The sequence below is a fragment of the Chryseobacterium sp. CS3K3.1 genome, assembly GCF_059515165.1.
Genome location: NZ_JCAKRV010000001.1, coordinates 216,055 through 241,719 on the forward strand (window position 1 = coordinate 216,055; position 25,665 = coordinate 241,719).

A 25,665-nucleotide genomic window follows, 5' to 3' on the forward strand; every position below is an offset into this window, starting at 1 on the left:
CAGATGAAAAAGCCATATAAAAGGGTGTGCTATGTCAGTAGCTCCGGGTTTTCGTTAAAGGTTTTCCATAACAATTCGCCAAACAGAGTATTGGCCCATGCAAACCATTCTCTGGTGAACTTTTTGGAGTCGTCTTTATGGAAGGATTCATGCATAAAGCCTGTTCCTCCGTGCGTTTTCTGTAAGGTATCTATACACCATCTGATCTCACTTTTGTCTTTGGTAGTGAGTGCCTTCATTATGATACTCATTGGCCAGATCATGTCAAGTCCGATATGCGGACCTCCTATTCCCTCTGCCAGCTTACCTTTGAAGAAGAACGGGTTGTTTTCTGACCACACAAATTTTCTTGTATTCAAATATACAGGGTCATCAGCTTTCACCGCATCCAGATAAGGCAATCCTAGCAAGCTTGGACAGTTCGCATCATCCATCAGGTTGTAGCTTCCGAAGCCATTTACTTCAAAAGCATAGATTTTTCCAAATTCAGGATGATTATAAATTCCGTATTTTTTAATGGCTGTTTCTACCTCATCAGCAAGGCTGTTCAGTTGCTGAGCCAACGTTTTTTCATTTTTAATCTGTGAAACCATTTCTGCAGCCTGACGTAAGCTTACCACTGCAAATAAGTTGGAAGGGATCAGGAATCCGTAAATGGTAGCATCATCACTTGGACGGAACATAGAGCTTATCAATCCTACAGGTTTCGTTGGGTAACCATATCCTCCCATAGGAACTCCATCTGTAGCCCAGGCTGTGGTACGCTCGAATTTGTAAGGACCAAGGTCATGTTTTCTCTGCTGTTCTGTAAAGGTCCGGAGGGTAAGTTGAATTCCTTTCAGCCAGTTAGCATCGAAAGGTTTTGTATCTCCTGTTGTTTTCCAGAAGTGGTAAGCCAGACGGATAGGATAGCAAAGCGAGTCAATTTCCCATTTTCTTTCATGGGTGCCCGGCTTCATATCGGTGTGGTCATACTCTTTCCATTTACTGATCTTCTGATCATCGTTATAGAAAGCATTCGCATAAGGATCTTTCAGGATGAAAGTAGTCTGTTTATGGATTACTCCTGAGATCAGCTTATGCAGTTTTTCGTCTTTTTTCGAAAACTGCAGATAAGGGAAAACCTGTGCGGAACTGTCACGAAGCCACATGGCATCAATATCCCCGGTGATCACATAGGTATCCGGTGTTCCTCCGTTTTCCATATAGTAAACAGTAGTATCCAATGTATTCGGGAAGCAGTTTTCAAAAAGCCAGCTCAGCTCTTTGTTTTTTACTTTCTTTTTAAACGCTGCAATAGCATTTTCTACAGATTCGCTGGTAAAATGTCTTTTATCTTTAGGAACACGGACAACAGGAAAATCGTCCAGCACTAAATTTTTAGCAAAAACATTTTGAGTAAACAGCAATCCGGCTCCTGCCAGTGCACTTGTTTTAATAAAATTTCTCCTTTCCATTGATACTTTGTTTCGTTATTTTTATGAGTCTTATTTTACTGGTTTGCTTCCCATTATGAATCTCAGCTCACCACCGTTCATGATATCGCTGTGATTCAGTTCCCAGCTTTTGTATTCTTTCCCATTCAGGAACATTTTCTGTACGTAGATATTCTTGTCAGATATTTTGTCTGCAATTACGGTGAATGTTTTTCCATTTTCCAGTTTTAAAGAAGCTTTCGGGAATTGTGGTGCTCCGATGGCATAAACTGGTTTTCCCGGTGTCACAGGATAGAATCCTAATGATGAGAAGATATACCATGCTGACATTTGACCACAGTCTTCGTTATTCACAATTCCATCTGGCTTGGCTGCATACATATTGTCTCGGATATATTTTACCATTTTCTGAGTCTTGTAAGGGCTTCCTGCATAATTGTACAGGTATGGAACATGATGACCCGGTTCATCCCCGAATCCTAAAGATCCGATGAATCCTGAGATATCTACGTGCTGCTCTCCTTCCATATGAAGCGCTTCTGTAAAGGTTTTATCCAGTTTTTCTTCAAATCCTTTTTTTCCTCCGTACAGATTCATCATTTCGTCAATCTGATGAGGAACAAAGAAATCATACGCCCAGATGTTTCCGGAAACCCAGTGTGGCTGAAGTTTTTTCCAATCGTTAAGGGTGAAATCTGCTAAGAATTTCCCGTCTTTCTGTCTTGGCCAGAAGTGATTATTTTCTTTATTGAAGGTATTCAGAAAGTTCATAGAACGTTTTTTATACACTTCCGATTCTTCTTTTTTGCCTAATTTTTCCGCAAGCTGCTGAATACACCAGTCGTCATATGAATATTCCAGCGTGGCAGAAACTGAAGCTCCGTTTTCTGATGGAGTGTAGCCTAATTTTATATAGTCGTTAAGACCTCCGCCACCATCACTGCTGCTCATTTTATCTGTTAAAGAAGCATCTTTCATCGCAGCAAATGCTTTTTCTGCATCAATACCCGGAACTCCTTTTGAAATGGCATCCCAGATTACCGAGGCACTGTGATAACCCAGCATACAGAAGTTATCATATCCGCAAAGCTCCCAGATCGGCATATGATCTTTACGATCTGTATATCTGCTGATCAAAGAGTTAGCAAATTCTTTTGTATGTTTCTGATCCATAATGGTTAACAGAGGATGCGTTGCTCTGAATCCGTCCCAGTAAGAATACGTGCTGTAATTCGTAAACCATTTGGTATTCATGTTTTCCTGAGCAGCAACATAGTCTCCATTCACATCCATATAAAGGTTTGGAGCAATAAATGTATGGTAAACTCCGGTATAGAAAATTTTTCTCTGGCTCTCTGTACCTCCTGTTACCTGGAATCTTCCGATCAGATCTCTCCAGGTCTTTTGAGCGGTTTCTTTTGCTTTGGCAAAGTCAACATTTGTTGCTTCGGTATCGAAATTTTCCTGTGCGTTTTCTGTACTCACCGGAGATAAAGATACTTTTACTTCAATACTTTCCTGATCTTCGGTTGAAAATCTAACAAAAGCTTTCGCATCTTTGGCAAGGGCAATTTTTTCATCATTTTTGATTTTTCCGTCAGCATAAACACCGTAAGACTTAAACGGTTTGGAAAACTCCATCACGAAGTAAGCAAACCGTTTACCTCCCCAGCCATTGCTGTAGCAATATCCTTTGATTTTATTATTGCCTTCCACACTCACTAAAGTATGGTAGATATTTCCGAAGATTTTGTTGGTAGGATCAATAATGATATTGGCTTCACTACTTTTCGGGAAAGTATATTTATGAAATCCTACTCTTGGAGAAGCAGTCAGCTCTGCTTTAATCCCATAGCTGTCCAGCATTACGGAATAATATCCCGGAGAAGCGATTTCTTTATCATGGGTATATTTTGAACGGTAACCCGTTTCCGGCTTGTCTTCAGATCCTGGAACCATTTTAACCTGTCCTACGGTAGGCATTACCAGAATATCTCCAAGGTCTGCCCATCCCGTTCCGCTCAAATGGTTATGGCTGAATCCCATGATGGTTTTGCTGCTGTAGTGGTATCCTGAGCACCAATCCCAGTCGCCACTTTTTGTATTCTGATCCGGACTCAGCTGTATCATCCCGAATGGCGTAGTTGCTCCCGGAAATGTATGTCCATGACCACCAGTCCCTATGAAAGGATCTACCCAGGATAAAACATCGTTTTTATTTTGCTGGGCACTGGCTACAGACATCAGGGTGGTAAAAAAGCAGATTAACAGTTCTTTTTTCATGATAAGAGAGGTATCGGAGATTGTTTTGTTTAAAAGTTGGTTTAAAAATAGGAAAACCATTATAAAATTCCCAGCAAACGGAAAAATTAAGATGATTAACCTATTTTCCTAAACTTTATATTACTGTATTAAATTGAATTCTTTTTCATAAAATCAATGATTTCTGAGATATATCCAAAGGCAATCGCAACCACGGTATCGGCAGCACCGTAATATACTGTTACTTTGTCTCCTTCAGTCAATGCTGCACAAGGGAAAACCACATTCGGTACATCTCCTGTCAGTTCATACAATTCTGCTGGCGCCAACAGATAAGGTTTCGTTCTGTACAATACTTTCGTAGGATCTTCAAGATCAAGCAAAGCTGCTCCCATTGAATATCTGAATCCTCTGCAGGTATTGATCACACCATGATAGAAAAGCAGCCATCCTTCTTCTGTTTTGATAGGAACCGGCCCTCCTCCGATTTTGGTACACTGCCAGGCACTGTCTTCGAAAGGGGTTACTTTCATCACACAACGGTGTTCCCCCCAGTATTTCATATCTGGGCTGTAGCTGATATAAATATCACCGAAAGGCGTATGTCCGTTATCACTCGGACGGCTCAACATCGCATATTTACCATTGATTTTTTCAGGAAACAAAACCCCGTTTCTGTTGAAGGGAAGAAAGGCGTTTTCACACTGAAAAAACTCTTTAAAATCAAAAGTATATCCGATTCCAATGGTAGGACCATTGTATCCGTTGCACCAGGTGATCCAGTAACGGTCTTCAATAAAAGTTACGCGGGGATCGTATTTGTAATCGGATTCAATCATATCCGTATTTCCTGCCTGCATTTCAATAGGGTCATGATTGATGTCCCAATTGATTCCGTCTTTACTGAAACCGGCAAAAATATTCATCTGTACTGCCTTGTTATCACAACGGAACACTCCGGCAAATCCATCCTCAAAAGGAATAACGGCACTGTTGAATATACTGTTGGATGTTGGTATCGCGTATCTGTTAATGATCGGGTTTTCGGAAAACCTCCACATGATATCATTGCAACCTTCCGGGCGATCCTGCCAGGGGATCATTACTGATTGAGCTGTCATAAAGTATTTTTACTTTTTTATTTTTAATTATTATGAATTGATTTGTTGTTCTTTCTGATTTTCCGGATGAGGGAAAGGAACGAATAAGGTGGCCAAAAAAGCAGGAATGGTAGCAATCAACACCCAGATAAAGAACATTTTGTATCCGATCCAGTCACTGATCGTTCCACTGATCATTCCGGGAATCATTACGCCAAGATTCATAATTCCTGTTGCAAATGCGTAATGAGCCGTTTTATGTTTTCCGGGAGCAATCTGCTGCATCATGTAGAGCATAAGCCCCACAAAACCAAAACCATATCCGAAATACTCCACGACCACAGCAATTCCTACCGGAAGAAGATCTGACGGCTGGTAATGTGCAAGTAGTGCATACACCACAAACGGAATATTGAATGCACAGCATAACCATATCAGAGATCTTTTCAATCCGCGGGCTGAGATAAAATATCCTGCCAGTACGGATCCTAAGATGAATGCTGCAGAACCGTATGTTCCGTAAATAAGTCCGATATCTGAAGTAGATAATCCTAATCCTCCTGATGTTCTTGGAGCTTTAAAAAATAAAGGTGCAATTTTGATGGCAAATCCTTCTGCAAAACGATATAGTATAATGAAGAGGATACACCACAGAATTTTCTTTTTGGTGAAGAAAGAAGTAATCACTTCCAGTAGTTCCTGACGAACGTTTCCAGCCGTTTTTTCTTCTTTATTTTCTTCCTTGTTTTCTTTCGGCAGAATGAAATAGTGATAAACTCCCAATACAAAAAACAACAATGCATAAATCACCATAATGATTATCCAGGCATTGGTAACTCCTTTTGTTTTTTCTAAAATACCTGCAAAATAAACGAGAGCACCACTACTGATAATCTTCGCCAGATTGTAAAAAGCACCCTGCCAGCCGATATATTTTGCCTGTTCCTTATTGGTCAAAAAGCCAATATAGGTCCCGTCCGCTACCACATCATGGGTAGCTCCACAAAATGCGACTACCGTAAAAAGGGCAATACTGTATTTAAAAAAATCATGTAAAGGCAGACTTAATGCAATGAGAGCAAACAGAATTCCTATCGCAAACTCAGTAAAAACAACAAAGAATTTTTTGGTTTTATAAATTTCAAGGAACGGACTCCACAGTGGCTTCAGGGTCCAGGAAAAAAGGATAAGAGCTGTCCAGAACGTGATCTGCGAATCCGACACCCCCATATCTTTATACATGATTCCCGAAACCGCATTAATGGTTACAAAGGGAACACCCATTGCAAAATATAATGTGGAAATCCAGAGAATTGGCTGGATCCTACGGGTTCCGGAGTTGTTTTTTCCCATATTTAAAATAAGGTTCTAAATAAAAGAGAACATCTCAAAATACATTCAGGCTAAAAAAACGAAACTATAAATTTTTTGGAGATTCTACTCTATTCTCCCGCCTTAATGAATGCATCAAATAAAAATCTGATGTTGAGATGCCTCTTTACTAATGAGTGATTCTGAATATTTTTATTTCTTATCCCACCAAAGTTTTGTTCCTCCGGTATCAGGACCGTTAAGCATTTGAGCGGCCTGCTGGTAATTATATAATGATGTTTTGGTATCAATAGTGAAAGGAATTCTTCTGATCATTGCTTCTGTACTGATGGCTCCGCCGCTGTCATTCTTTCTTACCTTGAAAAGAACCGGATATCCTGTTCTTCTCTGCTCAGCCCATGCTTCTGGTCCGTTGGGATAAAGTGAAAGCCATTTTTGGGTAATGATTCTTTCTAATTTTCTTTCGTTGGTATCACCGTTATTCCATGCAATGGTGATGGTACTTAACTGTGGATTTCCAACAGGTACGTTATTGTCTGGATTTTTCGGATCAATATAAGGAGCTTCTGTAGAGGTTGTATCAGCAAGGTAAGTGGCAACACTTGCACTTTTCCCCCATTCCCCGAAAGACTGCTGAACACCGGTAGTATAGTTGGTTTGAATGTCCCCTGCTCCGGCATATCCTCTCAAAGCAGCTTCGGCCTTCAGGAACCACGTTTCTGCAGCGGTGAATAATTTCATTTTACCGTCGGTCCCGGAAAAATAATCTCCATTGGCAGATTTTGCCTGTGGCTGTGAGAACCCTCCGTACGTTGATTTACCATTTAATAAATCAATTCCCTGGCGGATTCCTATATATTTTCCCTGTAAGCTTGGGTCAGATGCAGGAATAGCATAGGCAGGAAGTCTTGGGTCATTGTATCCGTTCATATATGCCATCAAAGGGGCTCCAATTAAACAGTCTCCCCATGAGTAAATGATAAAACTCAATTCTGACTGTCCTACGCTGATCAATGCATTGTCCGCGTTATCCGTAATCAATCCTGCAGGTGAAGCTAGTGCTTCTTCTGCATATTGTTTAGATTTTGCAGGATCAGCATAGCTCATTCTCATGGCTAACCTCAGCTTTAATGAATTGGCAAATTTTGCCCATTGCGCCATATTTCCGCCATATACTAAATCTGCTTTCTTCAACGCCGATTTATCTTCTACATTCTGCGTTGCTGACATGGCAATTACTTTCTGCAAATCTGTAATGGCTGCAGTAAGATCAGCAATAAAATAGTTGTAGGCTTCCTGTTGAGAATCAAAATCAGTTACTCCATTCGGATTGGGCTTTTCATATTTGCTGTAAACTACAGGCCCGTGACTGTCTGAAACTCTTGCAGCTGTAATAACTTTCAGGATTTTTTTCACAGCAAATGTTCCTGTAAAATCTACTCCTTTATAGATTTCCTTAGCCGTATTATCAATAATAAGAGAGTAATTGAAAATATCCTGTTGTCTGGCAATAATTCTATTATTCCATCCATCCATCATTGAATAGGTTAGATTATTTACCCCTCCGTTAAATGGTGTTGCTGTACTGAACATTCCACTGTACATATCTGCACTAAGGTTAGGGTACAGCTGATAATCTGACTGTAATCCTCTCTGCATGGATTTCATGGGATCAACAACAGCGATAAAATCAGCGTAAAAATTTTCAGGACCTCCTGCTTTTTCCTGATTATACTGTTCAAAGTCATTAGTACATCCTGAAGCAGAAAATAACAGTACAGCTCCGAATGCCAATATTTTAATATGATTGATTTTCATTTTCTTAATTGTAAAAGTTAGAAGTTAGCTTTTAATGATAATCCAATAGATCGGGTAACCGGTAATCCGAATGAATCTACACCAACTCCACCAGGTGTATTTCCTGATACCTGCTCAGGATCAAACGGTGCTTTTTTGTAGAAGAAAAATAAGTTGGTTCCTACTAAGCTTACGGTTGCGTTTCTCATATATTTAGATTGAATATCGAAAGTATATGAAATGGAAGCCTGGCGTAAACGTATTGTTGTAGCACTGTACAGATAGGCTTCATCAATACCTTTTCCAAACCCTTCTGTTGTTCCTACTGCTTTATAATAATCTTTTGCATTAGTTAAACCTGTGTAAGCTTGGCCTGCATTTGGAGTTCCGGGTGCATACACTGCATTTGGAATAGATACTCCGCCTGCATCTCTTGCATCAGCTGTAGACTGACTTACCCCATAGATATCATTGGCTTTTTCTGTAAGAGAAAGTACCTTCCCTCCAAATTTACCATCAATAAGGAAAGATATTCCCAGCTTACCAATGTTAAAGGAGTTATTGAATCCCATAATAAACTTAGGATTCGGATTACCAAGATAAGAAGGAGTACCTTCTGCTAATGGGATTCCTTTTTCATTCACTAAAATACGCCCCTGATCGTCTCTTTTAAACTTGATTCCGTAAAGATCACCGAAAGATCCTCCCAATTTCAGTTTTGTGTATTCCCCTCCTCCTGTTAATGAGAAAAGTTGGTTTTCTGATATAGGTAAACTTGGTGGAAACAATTCAACAATTTTGTTTTTGTTGGCAGAAGCATTTAATGTAGTTGTCCATCCAAATTTTTCTGAACTGAAGACCTTATAAGACAATGAAGATTCAAAACCTGTATTTCGGATTTTCCCTGCATTAATATAATATGATCCAGGAGCTATCCCTCCAAAATAAGAATCTATTTTTGTTTCTAACAATTGATTACTCGTATTGGAGTTGTAGAAAGTAATATCAAAACTTAATTTGTTGCTGAACATCCTTAGCTCTGTTCCAACTTCAAAAGTTTTATTAAATTCAGGTTTCGGAAACAGCTCCTTATACTTGGGATCAGTAATGAATGAACTTTTTGGAAACACAAGCGTTCCCGCATCTACGCCAACGGTATATCCTTTATTATATTCAATCATTGCATTGGAGATATTGGTAGGCAATCCTAATCCTACCGTTGCATAAGATCCTCTTACTTTCCAGAAACTAATAACTTCCGGCAGTTTGAAAACAGAAGATAATACAGCATTGGCTCCAACAGATTCATAGTCAAACCCTGTTCTTCCGGTTAAGGCCAAACTGGAATCCCAGTCATTTCTAAAAGTCATGTCCACATAAAACATATTTTTATACCCTACTGTAGCGCTGGCAAATACAGATTGTACCTGCTTCTTCATATTGGTATAAATATTATGATATCCATCACCAGGGGATCTTTTTTTACCCCATTCAAGATTACTTACAGTGAAAAGGTTAGGGTTTGTCAGGTAAGCATTATCAATTTGTCCTATTTTATTTCTTGTGGTATTAATACTTCCTCCTAACGTAAAATCTAAAGAGAAAGATTCACTTATTTTAGGACTACCGATAAGCAACACGTCCCCGTATGTAGAAGAGTTTTCATAGGTGTTTTTAAGCATTCTTCCATTAATTCCTTCCTGAACAGCCAGTAAAGTAGGTGCTGAAAAAGCAGCAATATCACGCTGACTGTCTGAAATATTCCAGCTATAATTCCCTCTTACTCTTGCTTTTAACCAGGGATTAATCTGGTAAGATAGTGAAAGCGCTCCATAGGTATTTTTATTGCTTACAGTAACAGGATTACGGTTTAAAATCCAATAAGGGTTCTGTGTTGGCGGGTTTCCTTTAAAACTGCCATCCGGATTTACCTCCCACCAGTTTTGAGCAGGTAAAAATCTTTCTTTATTTAAATAACTGTAATTATCAGGACCATACTGATCAAAATCGACTCCTCTTGGCAGCCAATACAAACTCGTCAAAGGAGAAAAAGAAGCTCCGGGAGTCTGTCTGTTCTTACTTTCCTGTAATGATCCGATGAAATTGGCATCTAGTGTTAATTTATCATCCAGAAACTTACTTGAATTTCTGAAAGACACATTGTACTGATCAAAATATGACATGGGAACGACCCCTTTGTTGGTGGTATTTCCGATAGAGAAATAGCTAGTTGATCTTTCATTTCCGGACTGGAAAGAAAGGCTGTTTACCCATGTCGTTCCTGTCTGCAGAAAATCTTTAAGATAGTCCTTGGAAGAACCTTTTGCACCCCAGCTGTCTACAGCCTGTCCAGGTTGTGAGCCTGATACAGATGGGTCATAAGATAAATAACTATGTTGCAGCTTTGGAAGACTGTATGCTCTGTCTACGGTAAGACTTGAGCTGTAAGTAATTGAGCTTTTCCCTGCACGTCCTTTTTTAGTCGTAATCAGGATAGCCCCGTTACCTCCGGCAGAACCGTACAATGCAGAAGCAGAAGCTCCTTTCAGGAAGTTGATGCTTTCAATATCATCAGGATTGATGGAGCTCAGTACATCTCCCGGATCCGGCATATTGGAATACTGTCCGATATCTGCAGATTTTCCAGTTCCGTTGATAATAGGAATACCATCAATTACATACAGTGGCTGTGCACTGTTGACAGACTTATCTCCTCTCATGACCACCCTTACGGAGCTACCTACACCATTGGTTCTGTTGATCTGTACGTTGGAAACTTTTCCATTGATCGAATTTAATAGATTGGGAGTTTTCACTTCTGTAAGCTCATCTCCACCAATCTGCTGACTGGAATACGTCAAAGAGCGGGCCTGCCTTTTTATCCCCAAAGAGGTGACCACGACCTCCTCAATACTGGTTGTCTTCGTAGTGTCGGCCGCTTTTTGCTCCTGTGCATTCGCAGTAAGTGAAAAAACGAACAGAACGGGTATAACTGCTTTTCTCATAAGGTATAGATTCGTTAGATTTAATTGAGAATCAGTGACATTACTTTATTTTTTAATACAAAAAAAATTATTGTTCTTTCAGCAAAATTTTGCCGTTTATGTATTAAATTATTTAAAGTTTTGTTAAGATTTAATTCACATTCACAAATCTAAATTTTGTAACCAGTCTGATATAATACTATTTTATCATAAAACGATATTATTTTTTCAGCAATTAATTTCAAAAGACATTAAAACCCTATATATCAACATAATACAATACTCTCCAAACATTAAAAAAAAGAGGATCTATTCTGATATTCTGACAAAATAAAAGTAGATTTTTGCACAGAATTTTAGTGCAAAAAAATATGAAAAAAATTAAAAAATAAATTTTTAAAACGTATTATTCAATCTTTTTAACTCCTTTGAACTGTTCTCTAAATTCGGTTGGAGTTGTCTTTTTGATCGACTTAAAAACTTTATTGAAGTTGGCAATATTATTAAAGCCAGCCTCAAAAGCAATTTCAAAAACAGTAAGATTCTTTTCCATCAGCCAGCGCGCAGCATAGCTGATTCTTATCTCGTTAAGATAATTGATAAAGGTTTTCCCTGTTCTTTTTTTAATAAACCTGTTGAAAGTTACATTGCTCATATTCACCAATGATGCTACATTATCCAGTGTAATTTTGTTTTCAAAATTTTTATGAACAAAATCATGAACCACTTTCATTTTATCATTATCTGCAAAAGTTTCAAGTTCAATACTATACGAAGATAAAAGTGTTTTATCCTCCGCTACAGCCAGTTCATTCAGAATTTTCATAATTTCTATGAAAGATTCAAAGCTGTTCATCTTTGAAAGATTGAGAAACGAATCTTTTAGTTTCTCGGCAGTTTCTGTAGAAAAAAGAATTCCCCGGATAGAATCTTTCATAAGATTATTGATGGGTTTCAGGATATTTTTTTCCATCAGTGACTGGTTAAAGAAATCCTGATTAAACTGTATGGTAATTTCGTGGGTCTTTCTGTTCTTACATCTGTAATTGGCCCAGCAATGCGGTAAATTAGGTCCCACCAATACCAATTCTATATTTCCGATCTCTCCGGTATGATCTCCCACCATCCTTTTGTAACCCTTCCCCTTATAAATAAAATTGATTTCTATTTCCGGGTGATAATGATACGGAAAGTCGAAGGAGGCCTTAATCCTGTCAAACACGAGAAAACTGTCCTCAGGAGATAGTGGAGTTATTTCTCTCAGAATATTTTCTAATTCGCTCATACAGGCAGTTATGAAAAAAAGTTAATACTTTTAGGTTACAATACAAATCTTTGTAAAAATGATAAAATAATATCAATGTAAAAACATATTTCCGATTTATTTTATTTCAATTTTATATATCAAACATAAGAAATGATAGGGTTCAATAATTTAATACAGCTCAAATCATGCTTTTTTGTATCTTTAAACTAAAGTTAAAAGATGCCGCAACAGCTTATTTTTGAAGATCACTATAAAAGACTCGGACTGGAAGTATTTTCAGAAGAAAATCTGGAAAACTTCAACGGAAATCATTTCAAAACTGATATCAAGGTGTTTTTTATTCCTCCCGGATATGAGCTTACGGTAGATTTTAATCATTATAGAACAAAGAAACCCTCTCTGTTTTTTCTGACCAACCAGCATCTAAGCATACAAAAAGGACAGGACGAATCAATCCTTCTTTTTTATAACAGAGATTTCTACTGTATCCAGATCCATGATAAGGAAGTGGCTTGTGACGGGCTTCTCTTTCATAATGTATTTGAAATTCCTTTTGTGGAACTTGACAACTCAGAAGCCATTCTTATAAAAAGTTTGTTCCAGAATATCCAGGATGAACTTGAATGGAGAGATTCTTCTGCAGAGGAAATGATCAGAACGTATGTAAAACAGATCATCATACGGGCTACCCGCAAATGGAAGAAACAAAACTTAGACAATGATACCATCAGAATTCCTGGCAGCGAACTTGATATTTTCCGGGATTTCAGCAGACACCTGGAAATTCATTTCAGAGAAAAACATAATGTCGCAGATTATGCAGAACTTCTTCACATTGCTCCCAAAACTTTAACTCATAAATTTAAAAACTTAAAGCTGGAGTCTCCCAACCAGTTTATCATTAACAGAATTTTATTAGAAGCAAAAAGATTACTATTCTATACGGATAAACCTGTAAAAGAAATTGCCTATGATCTCGGATATGAAGATCCGGCTTATTTCAACCGTCTTTTCACCAATAAAACAGGAAGCACTCCCGCAAATTTTAAAAAAAATTACTCTACGGGAAAAAAGTACAATATTTAAGTCATTTTATCTATTGAAAGATCCTTATCGCAGACATACCTTTGTAACATCAAAATCAAACAATACTAAATACAAAAAAACAAACATTATGAGACGTAACGCAACAGCCGTTTGGAACGGTACTATTAAAGAAGGAAAAGGACATTTAACGACTCAGAGTACAACTTTAAACCAGACTCAATATTCTTTCAACAGCCGTTTTGCAGACGGTGTAGGCACTAACCCTGAAGAATTGCTGGCAGCTGCCCACGCAGGATGTTTCACCATGAAACTTGATGCCGAATTATCTCAGGCAGGGTACAATCCTGAAGAATTAAAAACAACTTCTGTTATTACCCTGGATCCAAACATCGGAAAGATTACAAAATCTGAACTGACATTAACCGCTAAAGTGCCGGGAATCTCAGAAGAAGAATTCCAAAAGTTTGCGAAAATTGCAGAAGAAGGATGCCCTGTAAGCGCCGCATTCAACTTTGAAATCACATTGAATGCTACTTTGGAAAACTAATTTAAGTATTCATTCAATATCAATAGAAACGGGCTTTAGCCCGTTTTTTTAATTTAAAAGAATCCGTTGGCTTCAGCCAAAACTTAAATCCAAAACATTGAAATTAATTATTCTTTTCAATAAAATATACCGAGTGGTATATTTTTGTATATTTGCATCATATTTAAACATTTATAATGTCGAAGGCAGAAAAAACAAAACAGCATATCATTGAGAAAACAGCAACTCTTTTTAATACCAAGGGTTATATTTCCACTTCGCTGTCAGACATTACCCAGGCAACCGGACTGACGAAAGGCAGCATTTATGGAAATTTTGAAAACAAAGATGAAGTAGCCATTGAGGTTTATAAATACAATGCCGCCGTGTTGAGTAAAACCCTCAGCCGCTCCTTTGGCAATGAATTTCCTACTTCACTGGATAAACTCCATGCATTTGTAGATTTTTACCGAAAAAACTGGAAGTTTGTCTTTGCCAACGGCGGCTGTCCGCTGATGAATGCTGCTACGGAAGCTGATGACTCTTTTCCTGCTTTAAAAACTCAGGTGAAAAGGTCTTTTACACAATGGATGACAAAAATATCAACTACTATCGCTGAGGGGCAAAACAAAGGTGAAATTGATCAAAAAGTCAATGCTGAGCAATATGCCTCCCTATTCATCATGCTTATTGAAGGCGGAATCCTGCTTTCAAAAACAATGGGTGATCAAAGTTATCTCAACCATGCCTTAGATAAGGTGGCCCAAATGATTGATCATGAACTCAATATTCTTCCATCATAAATAATACCATATGGAAACAAAAAAAGTGGCTATTGTAGGATACAACAGAATTCCTTTTGCCAGAATGAATACCGCTTATTCAGAGCAGGGAAACCAGGATCTTCTGCTTGCTTCTCTGAACGGATTAATAGACCGTTATCACTTAAAAGGAAAACGACTCGGAGAGGTTGCCGGCGGCGCAGTCATTAAACACATTTCCGAAAGCAACCTCATCAGAGAAACGGTGATGAATACAACGCTGGATCCCGCTACTCCTGCCTGTGATCTTCAGCAGGCATGTGATACAGGAATTGAAGCAGCTGTTTATATTGGGAATAAAATTGCCCTGGGTCAGATAGACTGTGGTATTGCATGCGGTGTGGAAGCCATGAGCAACATTCCTTTTGAATCTTCACCAAGGTTAAGAAAAGCCCTGCTCAAAGCCAATAAAGAAAAATCAGCGTTTGGAAAAATAAAACAACTGCTAAGCCCGAAGCTGAAAGACTGGATGCCCATTCCTTATAAAGGGCAGGAACCCAAAACAGGTCTTGTGATGGGCGAACATACAGAAATCACTGCCCAATATTACAATATACCAAGAGAAGAACAGGATCAACTGGCATTAAAAAGCCATCAGAATATGGCAAAAGCTTATGATGAGGGATTTTTTGATGATATGATCACTCCAGCTTTTGGACTGGATAAAGATAATAATCTGAGACGTGACAGCAGTATTGAAAAATTATCGCAGCTGAAACCTGCTTTTGATAAGCAGAACGGAACCTTAACGGCAGGAAATTCAACTCCATTTACAGATGGTGCTTCTGCAGTTTTGCTTGCCAGCGAAGAATGGGCGACAGCCAATAACCTTCCCGTCTTAGCTTATATCACTTTTTCAGAACTGGCAGGAATAGAATATGTTGAAAATAAACAGGATTTACTTCTAGCTCCTGTTTTTGCAGCAGAGAGAATGCTTAAAAAAGCAGGCATGAATTTGTCAGACTTTGATTACTACGAAATTCATGAAGCATTTGCAGCACAGGTCCTGGCTACCATAAAAATCTGGGAAAATGATGAGCTGGCCAAAAAGTTCGGATTGGAAAAAGCGCTGGGAAAAATAGACAGAAATAAACTGAATGTAAAAGGAGGAAGCCTTGCAGCCGCCCATCCTTTTGCTGCAACCGGAGGAAGAATTATCGCAACACTGGCAAAATTACTTCATGAAAAAGGCAGTGGAAAAGGGTTTATATCCATTTGTGCAGCCCGTGGGCAGGGAGTAACGATGATTTTGGAAAAGTAATAAAAGCCTCATCCTATATTCAAAAGAGCAGATTCTTTTATTATGCAGTAAATAATATGATTGATTATTCGTCTGCAGAGAAAGAAAATTGATAATATTGCAGTGCAAAAATTAGCTGATAAAAGAAGTAATTAAAATAAAACATGGGATAAACAGGGTTTATCTTATGAAAGTCTAATCTATTAAAAAATAGTAACTACATATGAAGAGAGTTGTCATTACAGGATTAGGTGCTGTGACACCTTTGGGAAATAATGTTGAAGATTTTTGGCAAAACAGTATTAAAGGAGTCAGCGGAGCAGGACTCATTACCCATTTCGATACGGAAAAATTTAAAGTACATTTTGCCTGTGAGGTAAAAGGCTTTGATCCAAAAGTATATCTGAATCATAACGAAATCAAGAGAAGTGATCTGTTTACACAATATGCCATGTATGCTTCTGGAGAAGCGATTCAGGATTCAGGCCTGGAGCTTGAAAAAATGGATCCCTTCGACACAGGAGTCATCTGGGGAACAGGACAGGGCGGAATGTGGACTTTTGAAAAGGAAGTGATGGATTTCGCAGCCGGAGACGGAACGCCACGTTTCAATCCTTTCTTTGTACCGAAGTTTATCGCCAATATGGCTTCGGGAATGATTTCTATGAAATACGGTCTTCAGGGAATCAATTATACAACAGTTTCTGCCTGTGCTACAGGAAATACGGCATTGATGGATGCCTTCAATTATATCCGTTTGGGAAAAGCCAAAGTAATCATCAGCGGTGGTTCTGAAGCAGCTATCACTCCGGCTTCTATCGGAGGCTTCTCTATTATGAAGGCCATGTCGACAAGAAATGATGATTTTGCAACGGCCAGCCGACCTTACGATGCAGACAGAGACGGATTTGTAATGGGTGAAGGTGCAGGAGCCCTGGTGCTTGAAGAATATGAACATGCTGTGGCCAGAGGAGCAAAAATTTATGCAGAATTAGCAGGAGCTGCCATGACGGCAGATGCATACCACATGACAGCACCTCATCCTGAAGGTGCAGGAGCTATAAAAGCAATGCAGCTGGCAGTGAAAGAAGCAGGAGCCAATATGGAAGATATTGATTATATTAACCCTCATGCTACTTCAACACCATTAGGAGATATGATTGAATTAACGGCCATTAATAAAGCATTCAAAGGAAGTAAAAACCTTGATATCAGTGCCACAAAATCCATGACAGGGCACTTATTGGGAGCTGCCGGAGCGGTGGAAGCCATTCTTTCAATCAAGGCTATTCAAAACGGAATTATTCCTCCAACGATTAATCTTCACAATATTGATGAGAGTATTCCTAAGGATATCAATATTGTTTTTGGAGAAGCGAAAGAAAAGAACATCAATTTTGCGTTGAGTAATGCTTTTGGATTTGGTGGACATAATGCCACTGTAGTATTTAAGAAATTCAGCTAATCAGATTAAATAATTGAAAATCCCTGTATGAAAACCATGCAGGGATTTTTTAATCAGATTAAAAATTAAAAAGCAGTCAAAACTGACTGCTTCAAATATAACGAATTATATACCCCTTATAAAGAGATTGACTTGTAACTATTGAGCATCCGGTATAAAAAAATCATCGGCATTTTCAGCAATCGGAATATAGAGTCTCTCCCATTCTTTGCTTTTCACCATATCCCAGCTGTGGCCGGTTCCTTTAAGGTCTTCTGCAAGAAGAACTACTCCCGGTTTAATCATAAAAGTAGAACCATCTGTTACTTTAAATCGTATATTGCCCTTGATGGTAATCACATATTGTCTTCTGGGAGCCGGATGTGCATTTTTTTCCCACTCCTCCGTTTTATTGCTCATCCAGAATGTTGTGGTATTCATATGTTTAAGAGTAGGTATTTTCCCTTTCTCAAAAGAGCATGAGCCGTCAGGATTATTAATTAATCTTATGGCAGGAATAAACTCAGTGGAGCTCTCCGCAGTAACGCTCACATGGTTGTGTTTTTTATGTTGTGCATTCATAAATCCTACAGTACTTACTACTAAAACAAGGCTTAAGCCCTTAATGATGTTTTTCATTATAAATTTAATTTTTTATTTTTAATTATAAACAGTATCGTAAACCAGCATTCTGTCAAAGAATGGTTTATATTTCTGAACCAAAGAAAGATGTTCAGGAAGTTTTCCATATGCTTCAAGCTCTTCCAGACTATCGAATTCCATAGAAGCATTATAAGTAAATGTGCTGTCTAAAACGCTTCTCGGGCTGGAAGCTGCCGGCTTTCCATAACGGAGATTCTTCTGATAAGGAAGCTTTTTAAGGCCTTCAAAAAAATTTTCAAATTCTTTTACCTCAGGCCCGGAAAGGTCTTTTCTAAGCCAGAACAACAAATAATGGAAGTACACTTTTTTCTTTTTTTTAGGATTAAACATGGGTAAAGCAGAGGCAAACATATTTCCTGAGATCAGCAGCAAAGCAGAAGCCTGGACTGAGCGGAATAAAAATTTTCTTCTTTCCATTGTCATTTATTTTAATTAAAATCTATTCTGTATTTAAGGACAAACTGCCATTTCCGGTCTGAAACTACGGCATTGTTTGAAGGGTCATTGGTATAAACAGGTCTGTTCTGGGCGTCAAAGGTTAAACGGGAAGACATTCCGTTCATCAGCAGAGATATTCCTGCATCATAGATCACAGCATTATCATGAAGCCCTTTCAGATCTGACAGCTGCATTCCTACGGCAGGCTGAAGCTGAAGACTTTTCTTTTCTTTGTCCAGATAAGGCAGGGTTCCTCCCAGTTGTACATAATATGTATTTCCGGTTCCGATAACAGGCATTGCATTTCCTGCTCCATTCAGACTCGCTTGTGTCACATCTACAGAAGTTGCAGGATTATTGGTACCTACATACCGGATATAATTGGGTCCATAGTCGTTATGCATCGCCATCCCATAAGCGCTTATTGACATTCCTTTTTCTTTATTCAGTGGTGCATCATAAAATAAATCTACTGCAAAGCTTTTCATATCATCATTCACTGTATTCTTACCGGAATCCAGATGCCATAATGCATTGTGAATATAATCAAACCCCGCTCCCAGACTCAGTACATTCTTCTTCCCTACATAAGTTCCTGCATTAAAGGGAGTGGAAATATTTTCCTTGTCCAAAAAAGCATATCTGAAATATCCTGAGAAGTCTTTTCCTGGGGAGTTTTTACTAAAGGAAGCTACATTCAGTTTCGGATCAGAAGTTGCCATGGTATAAGGATCAGCCACTACCAGACGGTAATCAAATCTTCCGAGCTGTCCTTTAATATAGGCACTCAATTCCCTTACGGTATAATCTGTTGCTCCCGCATTGGAGGTTGCGTAAGCTGGAAGGTCGTATAACAGCGTATTCAAAGGTCCTGTAGTAAATCTTGAGAGGCCGCGCCATGTAGAACGTCCTGCCCCAAAAGCAATTTTATCATTAAAAGCATATTCAGCGTAGGCATCCAGAAGGTCAAAATAATTACTTCCTTTTGCATTGACATTCACGTTGGTAGTTCCACCCTGCAATACAAACATCAGCTTTTCTGTTGGCTTATAAGTCATTTTTACACGAACCCTTCTAAGCGAAAGGTCAGACAGGTCTGATTTGGCTTCGTTATTGACAAGGCTCCCAGGGTTAAGCTGAGTATATCTGCCCCACAATTCTGCATATCCGCTAAAGGAAATATATCTTGAGTGATCTTCATTGAAATAATGAGTCAATCCGGGATTATTAAAATCATTTTTTTTCTGGGCTTCTAATTTCCCCATAAGTCCTAATAAGGAAAACAACGCAATTGCTGTTTTGAAAGAGGTAGTCTTCATATTTTTCTATTCTTATCTTTTGTTGATTTCAACGGGACAAAATTAGATTGCTAAAAGCCCGACAGGTATTAGAAATCTATTAGAAACCTTATAGAAAACTATTAAAAGGGGGAATGTTTTCTGATAAAAGAAAAATATAAAATACCTTTGTAAAGTGCTTTGGGAATAAATGAAAATCAGGCTTTTAAAATCAAAAAAAACGTTTGAAAAACCAACACCCCTATTCATCGTATTTCTTTATGAAAATTTTAATTGTAGAAGATAACTCACGTGTTTCAAGCCTTTTGAAAAGAGGGCTGGAAAGCCAGCAATATCAGGTTTATATTTCGGAAGATGCAGAAGATGCGATTATCCTGCTGAATAAAATAACATTTGATCTGGCCATTACGGATATTATGCTCCCGAAAATGAGTGGTATTGATCTGTGCAAACTGATCAAACAGCAATATCCTGACCTCCCCATCATCATGCTTACCGCTCTGGGAACGATTGATGAAAAAATTGAAGGATTTGATGCCGGAGCAGATGACTATATGGTGAAACCTTTTGAGATCCGGGAGCTCTATGTGAGAATCAAAGCCATTCTGCAGAGAAGATCAAATAAAAATAAAGAAGCTTATCTGACCGAACTCGAATATCATGACCTGAAGATCGATAAGAAATTCAACAGAGTTTTTAGAAACGGAGCGGAAATAGAACTTACTCCCAAAGAATTTAAACTCCTGGTATTTCTGGTAAGCAATGCCGAAAGAATTCTTACCCGTGAAGAAATTGCCGAAAATGTATGGGGGAATCATTTCGACACCGGAACCAATTATATTGATGTCTATATTGCTTATTTACGGAAAAAGATTGATAAAAATTTTGACCATAAACTGATTCATACCAAACCCGGAGTAGGATTTATTTTTGCTTCACAATTATGAAAATAGCAACCCGAACAGCACTCATTTATTCCATCCTTACTGCAGGCATCCTATTTTTGTTTGCCTACGTTCTTTATTTTGTTTCTGAAAAAAACAGAGAAGATGAATTCAATGACCGGCTGGGATACAAAGTGATCTGGCGTTCAGAATTTATATTTGATGCCAGAATCAGTGATGAAAAAATCCGTGAACTTCACCGGCGTAACCAAAAACTTCTGAATGAAGCAGACATCAGTGTTTATAACAGCAAAAAAGAGCTTACCTTCACAGATATTCCTCCTCTCAAAAGCAATGAAAAATACCTGAACAAAATTACCCGGTCCAATAAAAACAGAATATTCTGGCAGCAGGGTGACCGTCAGTATATTGCCATGCAGTTTCCATCCAACGGAGAAAAATATTATATCATTGGAAGTGCAGTAGATGTTACGGGAAAGGCCCATATTTCTGAGTTTAAAAAAGATATTATCATCATCTACATCAGCTCCATTGTTATCATTTTTATTATAGGATTTCTTTTTTCCTATTATACGCTTAAGCCTTTAAAGGATATCATTCTCCAGATCCGTGATATTTCAGAGCACAACCTTAATAAACGGCTGGATATTCCCAAAGCAAAAGATGAGATTTATGAACTAACGGAAACTTTTAATTCTACTTTCAACAGACTTGAAAAATCCTTCAACAATCATAAGCAATTCGTCACCACTATTTCCCATGAGTTCCGGACACCTCTTTCTACCTTAATTGCTGAGCTTGAGCTTGCCAAGGAACTTAACGTGACCTTGGATGACTATAAGCTTTCTATTGACAATGCCCTGCAGGATGCGAATGATGCTTCGGAACTATCTTCTGCTCTTTTGGATTTTGCCAGAGCCAGCTATGATGTATCACAAATCAGTTTTACCAATCTACGTCTGGATGAGATTTTGGCAGAAGCCAAACTTGCATTGCTGCAGAAAAATGCCAGTTACAAAATCGGGATCAATTATATGAGCAATGCCTCAGATGATGATGAAAACAATTATGATTTTTTTGGTAACCCTTACCTGCTGCAGGTTGCTTTTTCCAACTTAATAGAGAATGCTTGTAAATATTCGGCAGACAAAAGCTGTCATATCGAGATAGAAACCAAACAGGAACATATAAAAATTCATTTTATTGATCATGGGATCGGTATTTCAGAAAAGGATCTTTCAAAAATTTTTGATCTTTTTTATCGCGGTTCCAATAAGAGTTTCGAAAAAGGAAACGGAATCGGTCTTTCCATTGTAAAAAGAATTGTAGAAATACACGAAGGAAAATTGACTATCGACTCTGAAGTAGCCAAAGGAAGTATATTTACTGTGGAATTTCCTTCCATAAATTAAAAAGCAGTCTAAAATAGACTGCTTTTTAATTTATGCTTTCAACCATTCTGAGGAAGAAAGATAATTCTGATCAGGATAATAGATGAACAGACAGTTTTTGCCTTTAATCGTATTGATTATAGACTGTGTCAGTTCTCTTGGGACGGCAGGGCATCCCCAGCTTCTTCCGATTCTTTTGTGCATCGCAGCAAATGCATCACTCACATAATCCGCACCATGCATTACAATTGCTCTTCTGTATGCAGCATCATTAAAGCCCTTATCCATTCCCAATAATTTCAGAGAGTATCCGTTATCACCCTGATAGGTTGCATCCGTGATATAAAATCCCAGGCTGCTCTGCAGCGAACTTTCCTTGTTAGAAAAATTCGTCGCAAATTCTTCGCCGGTATTTTTTCCGTGTGCTACCAATGAGTTGAACAGAACTTTTTTGTCTTCAAGGTCAATAATCCAAAGTCTTTTGGTGTTAGAAGACATAGAAAAATCGCAGATAGTCAATAAATGCGAGTCCTGGGTAAGCAATCCTGCTTTTTTTAAATTTTCATAGCCAGTCAATGCTTTTGAGAACACATCATAATTCAGTTCATGCCCCGGCTCAAATGCAATAGATTGGTACAGTGCTTCTGATGAAGACACTGCTGCAGTGTTCTTCTCAGATTTCGTTTCAGCTACTTTTTCAGTTTTCGTTGTTTTCACATTCTCACTTTTCGCCACCACTTTTGGGGAAATGTAGAATGAAGTCGTCACCATGTAAACAAGGCCTAATACGCTATAAAATCCTTTCATTCAATACTATATAAATCCAAATTAGTGGGGCAAAATTATAAAAACATAATTACCAAGGAGTTATAACTCTACAAAGTTTAACGCTATTTAAGAAACTTTAACGTCCTGATTTTGTGAATTAAAGTGGTTATTTTAGAGAATCCGGAACAAATTCCAGGCTTACAGAATTCATACAATATCTTAATCCGGTAGGTTTCGGACCGTCATCAAAAACATGTCCCAGATGGGAATCACATCTTTTACAAAGTACCTCTACTCTATCCATACCGTACGACTGATCTCTTACATAATAGACTCCTTCTTTATCAGCTTCAAAGAAACTCGGCCAGCCGCAGCTGCTGGAAAATTTTGATGTCGAACGGAACAGATGATTTCCACATACCGCACAATAATATTCTCCTACCTCATCAAATTCGTTATATTTTCCTGTAAAAGCTCTTTCTGTTGCCGCTTCTCTGGCTATTGCGTATAGATCCGGAGCAAGGATTTTTTTCCATTCTTCATTCGAAACATTGAGTTTTGAAGTATCTGTTCTGGAGTAGTATGGATTGCTTTTTGCTTGTGTATTTTCCATAGGAGTTTTTTTAATAGGTTCATATTTCTGCGTACATGCCTGCAGAATAATTAATAGGGTTATTGAAATTAAAAATTTCATAGTAAATTTTAATTCTTTAACCACGAATGGTTTCATAACCAAATTTAGTAAATTTGAGAATATGAATGACGAAGCAAAAAGAAAACAACTTAGAAAATATAAAGCATTTGCCACCGGATTATTTGTCCTGATGGCTGTTATTTTCATTGTTACCACTATTTTACAGAAGTCTGATAACTCTCACTGGATTGGCTATGTCCGGGCCTTTGCTGAAGCCGCTATGGTGGGTGCGCTTGCGGACTGGTTTGCGGTAACGGCCTTATTCCGGCATCCTCTCGGGCTTCCTATTCCCCACACCAATCTGATTGAAAACAGTAAGCAGAGACTGGGAGACAATCTTGGAAATTTCGTGGTGGGAAACTTCCTTTCACCTCAGAATATCCGCCCTTACATCCAAAAGCTTAAAGTTTCCAATTTTGTTGGAGAATGGCTGGCCAAGGAAAAAAGCCAGGACATTTTGATTAAAAACCTTTCGGATATTGTTCTTGATATTCTCAATAAACTGGATGATTCAACGGTAAGCCAGTTTATCAGCAAAAAGGTTTCTGAAATGACAGATGATGTCAAGCTTAATAAAGTAGTAGGAAACGGAATCGGTTATATACTGGAAAAAAATGATCACCAGAGAATCATCACCAATCTTTCAAAACAGATCAAAGAATACATCATTGAAAACGATGAAATGATCCAGGAGAGAGTAAAAAAAGGCAGTTATTCGTTCATTCCATCTTTTGTAGATAACAAAATTGCTGATAAAATTGCCGACGGACTTTCTGATTTTTTCAAAGAAATAGAAGAAGATCCTCAGCATGAAGTAAGAGCATTGATCACTCAGAAAATTCATGAATTTTCCGTTGATCTGAAAGAAGATCCGAAATGGGATGAGGAATTTAAAACGATTAAAAACGGTCTTCTCAAAAATGATAAACTGGATGAATATTCCAATGATATCTGGGTTTCCATTAAAAGGACATTGATGAAAGAACTTCAGGAGGAGGATTCCGCTTTGAAAAATTACCTTTCAAAAAATCTGAATGAGTTTGCCCAGAATTTAAAAACAGATGAAAACCTTCAGAATAAAATTGACCATTGGGTTCGCGTAACGGCTTATAAGTACATCCTGAAAAACACTCATCAATTCGGAAACCTCATCAGTACTACCGTTGGGAACTGGCAGGGAAAAGAGCTCAGTGAAAAACTGGAACTGGAAGTAGGAAAAGACCTGCAGTTTATCCGGGTCAACGGAACGCTGGTCGGCGGGCTGGTCGGTCTGATTATCTACACCATCGCACACTTCTTCATTTAAAAAACTAAAATCCACGATCACTCAGCCATGAAAAAAATTTTCAGTCTCTTCTTTTTTTGTTTCCTCACATTTGCCCTGTGTCAAAAAGTTGAATTAAAGAAAGTAACGGATTCTTCCCAGACCTTTACCGGAGAAATCGGAGGAATTCCGATTACCATAGAACTCAACTATACAGGAATAGTAGATTGTAATCAGTATCAGCATTATGTGGATGGATGGTATTATTATGACAAATACAAAAAGAAAATCCCGCTTACCGGAATATATGACTATTATGGAAATTTGTCGCTATATAATTTTGGAGCGAAACAAAAACAGAATTCGAAGCTTTTGAAAGAGCAGATTACCTCTCTTCAGAAGGTAGAAAAGACTGATGAAATAGCCCAGAAATTAGCTCCAAAGGAATCTATTGTATTTGAAAATAGCAGCCGGAATACCAGCCCTGTTCCAGGACATTTTTATCTGAATGGAAAAGCTCAGCCTGCAAAATTGTTTACAGGCAATACGATGATCTACCGTCTCAACAATTATCTGTACTTACCGAATAACAAGAAAATAAACACCTATGATTTCATTAATAAAGCAGGCGGAAACGAGCTAATATCTTATTCCTCAGGAGAAAATGGGAACAGGATTTTACTGTATTTTGAGGAAATATCAAATTTTAATGCCTGCGGGCAATGCGGGGCAAGCAATGGGGAGAAAGGCTACCGGGTTCTTTACTTCACAAAAGACTGGAATTATAAAAGCTATGAAGAATTCCTGACTGAGAGCTGCCGCGAAAATATATATGACGTTACCAAAACGAAATCCAAAGACAAACAAACGATTATCTATAAAATAGGAAAAACCGAAAGCACTCCGCCCCATACGCTTACAGTAAATATTAAAAATGCATCTGTTGTAAAGTCAAAATAAAAAAGAGAGTCATATCAACTCTCTTTTA

21 protein-coding genes are annotated in these 25,665 nt (G+C 38.2%); 9 read left to right on the forward strand and 12 right to left on the reverse strand.

Features of this window, described 5'->3' with window-relative positions; translation table 11 throughout:
* Positions 1-29: 29 nt before the first annotated feature.
* The 7 genes from AC5YGI_RS00945 to AC5YGI_RS00975 form a co-directional block, all read right to left on the reverse strand.
* Positions 30-1,457, reverse strand: a complete 1,428-nt coding sequence (locus AC5YGI_RS00945) for a glycoside hydrolase family 125 protein (RefSeq protein ID WP_496167302.1) — start codon at positions 1,455-1,457, stop codon at positions 30-32.
* 30 nt (positions 1,458-1,487) lie between these two features.
* Positions 1,488-3,719, reverse strand: a complete 2,232-nt coding sequence (locus AC5YGI_RS00950; RefSeq protein ID WP_330744955.1) for a GH92 family glycosyl hydrolase — start codon at positions 3,717-3,719, stop codon at positions 1,488-1,490.
* A 128-nt stretch (positions 3,720-3,847) separates the two neighbouring features.
* Positions 3,848-4,819 carry a glycoside hydrolase family 130 protein gene (locus AC5YGI_RS00955; protein WP_047376309.1) on the reverse strand — a complete coding sequence of 324 codons (972 nt, stop codon included), beginning with the start codon at positions 4,817-4,819 and terminating at the stop codon, positions 3,848-3,850.
* Positions 4,820-4,849: 30 nt separating this feature from the next.
* Positions 4,850-6,151 carry an MFS transporter gene (locus AC5YGI_RS00960; protein ID WP_330744954.1) on the reverse strand — a complete coding sequence of 434 codons (1,302 nt, stop codon included), beginning with the start codon at positions 6,149-6,151 and terminating at the stop codon, positions 4,850-4,852.
* 171 nt (positions 6,152-6,322) lie between these two features.
* A complete protein-coding gene (locus AC5YGI_RS00965) occupies positions 6,323-7,948 on the reverse strand; it encodes a SusD/RagB family nutrient-binding outer membrane lipoprotein (RefSeq protein WP_330744953.1) in 1,626 nt (541 codons plus the stop codon).
* A 17-nt stretch (positions 7,949-7,965) separates the two neighbouring features.
* Positions 7,966-10,932, reverse strand: a complete 2,967-nt coding sequence (locus tag AC5YGI_RS00970) for a SusC/RagA family TonB-linked outer membrane protein (RefSeq protein ID WP_496167303.1) — start codon at positions 10,930-10,932, stop codon at positions 7,966-7,968.
* Between the two features lie 385 nt (positions 10,933-11,317).
* The gene (locus AC5YGI_RS00975; protein ID WP_496167304.1) at positions 11,318-12,196 is read right to left on the reverse strand and encodes an AraC family transcriptional regulator; all 879 of its coding nucleotides are present in this window, start codon (positions 12,194-12,196) and stop codon (positions 11,318-11,320) included.
* 201 nt (positions 12,197-12,397) lie between these two features.
* On the opposite strand from AC5YGI_RS00975, the gene AC5YGI_RS00980 reads away from it, so the two are divergent.
* The 5 genes from AC5YGI_RS00980 to fabF all read left to right on the forward strand — a co-directional run bounded on the left by AC5YGI_RS00980 (position 12,398) and on the right by fabF (position 17,277).
* Complete coding sequence (locus tag AC5YGI_RS00980; RefSeq protein ID WP_411414180.1) at positions 12,398-13,264, forward strand: helix-turn-helix domain-containing protein; 867 nt, start codon at positions 12,398-12,400, stop codon at positions 13,262-13,264.
* Positions 13,265-13,352: 88 nt separating this feature from the next.
* On the forward strand, positions 13,353-13,772 hold the full coding sequence (locus tag AC5YGI_RS00985; protein ID WP_002982623.1) for an OsmC family protein: 420 nt from the start codon (positions 13,353-13,355) through the stop codon (positions 13,770-13,772).
* A 176-nt stretch (positions 13,773-13,948) separates the two neighbouring features.
* Entirely contained in the window at positions 13,949-14,554 is a 606-nt protein-coding gene (locus AC5YGI_RS00990; protein ID WP_330744949.1) for a TetR/AcrR family transcriptional regulator, read from the forward strand.
* Positions 14,555-14,564: 10 nt separating this feature from the next.
* Positions 14,565-15,833 carry an acetyl-CoA C-acetyltransferase gene (locus AC5YGI_RS00995; RefSeq protein ID WP_496167305.1) on the forward strand — a complete coding sequence of 423 codons (1,269 nt, stop codon included), beginning with the start codon at positions 14,565-14,567 and terminating at the stop codon, positions 15,831-15,833.
* Between the two features lie 202 nt (positions 15,834-16,035).
* Entirely contained in the window at positions 16,036-17,277 is a 1,242-nt protein-coding gene (gene fabF / locus AC5YGI_RS01000; protein WP_496167306.1) for a beta-ketoacyl-ACP synthase II, read from the forward strand.
* A gap of 138 nt (positions 17,278-17,415) precedes the next feature.
* On the opposite strand, the gene AC5YGI_RS01005 is transcribed toward fabF, so the two are convergent.
* The 3 genes from AC5YGI_RS01005 to AC5YGI_RS01015 are packed head-to-tail and all read right to left on the reverse strand — an operon-like array spanning position 17,416 to position 19,676.
* Positions 17,416-17,895, reverse strand: a complete 480-nt coding sequence (locus AC5YGI_RS01005; RefSeq protein WP_227941155.1) for a cupin domain-containing protein — start codon at positions 17,893-17,895, stop codon at positions 17,416-17,418.
* Positions 17,896-17,916: 21 nt separating this feature from the next.
* Positions 17,917-18,336 carry a Dabb family protein gene (locus AC5YGI_RS01010; protein WP_330744946.1) on the reverse strand — a complete coding sequence of 140 codons (420 nt, stop codon included), beginning with the start codon at positions 18,334-18,336 and terminating at the stop codon, positions 17,917-17,919.
* An 11-nt stretch (positions 18,337-18,347) separates the two neighbouring features.
* Positions 18,348-19,676 (reverse strand): hypothetical protein, encoded by a 1,329-nt coding sequence (locus AC5YGI_RS01015; RefSeq protein WP_446107014.1) that lies wholly within the window; start codon positions 19,674-19,676, stop codon positions 18,348-18,350.
* Positions 19,677-19,915: 239 nt separating this feature from the next.
* On the opposite strand from AC5YGI_RS01015, the gene AC5YGI_RS01020 reads away from it, so the two are divergent.
* Together AC5YGI_RS01020 and AC5YGI_RS01025 are read left to right on the forward strand one after the other, a co-directional pair.
* Positions 19,916-20,602 (forward strand): response regulator transcription factor, encoded by a 687-nt coding sequence (locus tag AC5YGI_RS01020; protein WP_446107015.1) that lies wholly within the window; start codon positions 19,916-19,918, stop codon positions 20,600-20,602.
* On the forward strand, positions 20,599-21,972 hold the full coding sequence (locus AC5YGI_RS01025) for a HAMP domain-containing sensor histidine kinase (protein ID WP_330744943.1): 1,374 nt from the start codon (positions 20,599-20,601) through the stop codon (positions 21,970-21,972). The genes AC5YGI_RS01020 and AC5YGI_RS01025 overlap by 4 nt, the downstream gene beginning before the upstream one ends.
* A gap of 30 nt (positions 21,973-22,002) precedes the next feature.
* Here AC5YGI_RS01025 and AC5YGI_RS01030 read toward each other — a convergent pair whose 3' ends face one another.
* Together AC5YGI_RS01030 and msrB are read right to left on the reverse strand one after the other, a co-directional pair.
* Positions 22,003-22,758, reverse strand: a complete 756-nt coding sequence (locus AC5YGI_RS01030; protein WP_062673223.1) for a murein L,D-transpeptidase catalytic domain family protein — start codon at positions 22,756-22,758, stop codon at positions 22,003-22,005.
* Positions 22,759-22,885: 127 nt separating this feature from the next.
* Entirely contained in the window at positions 22,886-23,332 is a 447-nt protein-coding gene (gene msrB, locus AC5YGI_RS01035; RefSeq protein ID WP_330744942.1) for a peptide-methionine (R)-S-oxide reductase MsrB, read from the reverse strand.
* Positions 23,333-23,474: 142 nt separating this feature from the next.
* Here msrB and AC5YGI_RS01040 point away from each other — a divergent pair, with 142 nt between their 5' ends.
* Together AC5YGI_RS01040 and AC5YGI_RS01045 are read left to right on the forward strand one after the other, a co-directional pair.
* Positions 23,475-24,719 carry a DUF445 domain-containing protein gene (locus AC5YGI_RS01040; protein ID WP_330744941.1) on the forward strand — a complete coding sequence of 415 codons (1,245 nt, stop codon included), beginning with the start codon at positions 23,475-23,477 and terminating at the stop codon, positions 24,717-24,719.
* A gap of 27 nt (positions 24,720-24,746) precedes the next feature.
* Positions 24,747-25,637 (forward strand): hypothetical protein, encoded by an 891-nt coding sequence (locus AC5YGI_RS01045; protein ID WP_330744940.1) that lies wholly within the window; start codon positions 24,747-24,749, stop codon positions 25,635-25,637.
* The last annotated feature ends 28 nt before the right edge of the window (positions 25,638-25,665 follow it).

What these genes read in the sequence shown, in the direction of transcription:
- AC5YGI_RS00965 (WP_330744953.1), bottom strand. Translation starts at nt 7,948, where the DNA reads ATGAAAATCAATCATATTAAAATATTGGCATTCGGAGCTGTACTGTTA.
- AC5YGI_RS01005 (WP_227941155.1), bottom strand. Translation starts at nt 17,895, where the DNA reads ATGAAAAACATCATTAAGGGCTTAAGCCTTGTTTTAGTAGTAAGTACT.
- AC5YGI_RS01020 (WP_446107015.1), top strand. Translation starts at nt 19,916, where the DNA reads ATGAAAATTTTAATTGTAGAAGATAACTCACGTGTTTCAAGCCTTTTG.
- AC5YGI_RS00970 (WP_496167303.1), bottom strand. Translation starts at nt 10,932, where the DNA reads ATGAGAAAAGCAGTTATACCCGTTCTGTTCGTTTTTTCACTTACTGCG.
- AC5YGI_RS00995 (WP_496167305.1), top strand. Translation starts at nt 14,565, where the DNA reads ATGGAAACAAAAAAAGTGGCTATTGTAGGATACAACAGAATTCCTTTT.
- AC5YGI_RS01025 (WP_330744943.1), top strand. Translation starts at nt 20,599, where the DNA reads ATGAAAATAGCAACCCGAACAGCACTCATTTATTCCATCCTTACTGCA.
- msrB (WP_330744942.1), bottom strand. Translation starts at nt 23,332, where the DNA reads ATGGAAAATACACAAGCAAAAAGCAATCCATACTACTCCAGAACAGAT.
- AC5YGI_RS00980 (WP_411414180.1), top strand. Translation starts at nt 12,398, where the DNA reads ATGCCGCAACAGCTTATTTTTGAAGATCACTATAAAAGACTCGGACTG.
- AC5YGI_RS00975 (WP_496167304.1), bottom strand. Translation starts at nt 12,196, where the DNA reads ATGAGCGAATTAGAAAATATTCTGAGAGAAATAACTCCACTATCTCCT.
- fabF (WP_496167306.1), top strand. Translation starts at nt 16,036, where the DNA reads ATGAAGAGAGTTGTCATTACAGGATTAGGTGCTGTGACACCTTTGGGA.
- AC5YGI_RS01045 (WP_330744940.1), top strand. Translation starts at nt 24,747, where the DNA reads ATGAAAAAAATTTTCAGTCTCTTCTTTTTTTGTTTCCTCACATTTGCC.
- AC5YGI_RS00950 (WP_330744955.1), bottom strand. Translation starts at nt 3,719, where the DNA reads ATGAAAAAAGAACTGTTAATCTGCTTTTTTACCACCCTGATGTCTGTA.
- AC5YGI_RS00955 (WP_047376309.1), bottom strand. Translation starts at nt 4,819, where the DNA reads ATGACAGCTCAATCAGTAATGATCCCCTGGCAGGATCGCCCGGAAGGT.
- AC5YGI_RS01030 (WP_062673223.1), bottom strand. Translation starts at nt 22,758, where the DNA reads ATGAAAGGATTTTATAGCGTATTAGGCCTTGTTTACATGGTGACGACT.
- AC5YGI_RS00960 (WP_330744954.1), bottom strand. Translation starts at nt 6,151, where the DNA reads ATGGGAAAAAACAACTCCGGAACCCGTAGGATCCAGCCAATTCTCTGG.
- AC5YGI_RS00990 (WP_330744949.1), top strand. Translation starts at nt 13,949, where the DNA reads ATGTCGAAGGCAGAAAAAACAAAACAGCATATCATTGAGAAAACAGCA.
- AC5YGI_RS01015 (WP_446107014.1), bottom strand. Translation starts at nt 19,676, where the DNA reads ATGAAGACTACCTCTTTCAAAACAGCAATTGCGTTGTTTTCCTTATTA.
- AC5YGI_RS00985 (WP_002982623.1), top strand. Translation starts at nt 13,353, where the DNA reads ATGAGACGTAACGCAACAGCCGTTTGGAACGGTACTATTAAAGAAGGA.
- AC5YGI_RS01040 (WP_330744941.1), top strand. Translation starts at nt 23,475, where the DNA reads ATGAATGACGAAGCAAAAAGAAAACAACTTAGAAAATATAAAGCATTT.
- AC5YGI_RS00945 (WP_496167302.1), bottom strand. Translation starts at nt 1,457, where the DNA reads ATGGAAAGGAGAAATTTTATTAAAACAAGTGCACTGGCAGGAGCCGGA.
- AC5YGI_RS01010 (WP_330744946.1), bottom strand. Translation starts at nt 18,336, where the DNA reads ATGGAAAGAAGAAAATTTTTATTCCGCTCAGTCCAGGCTTCTGCTTTG.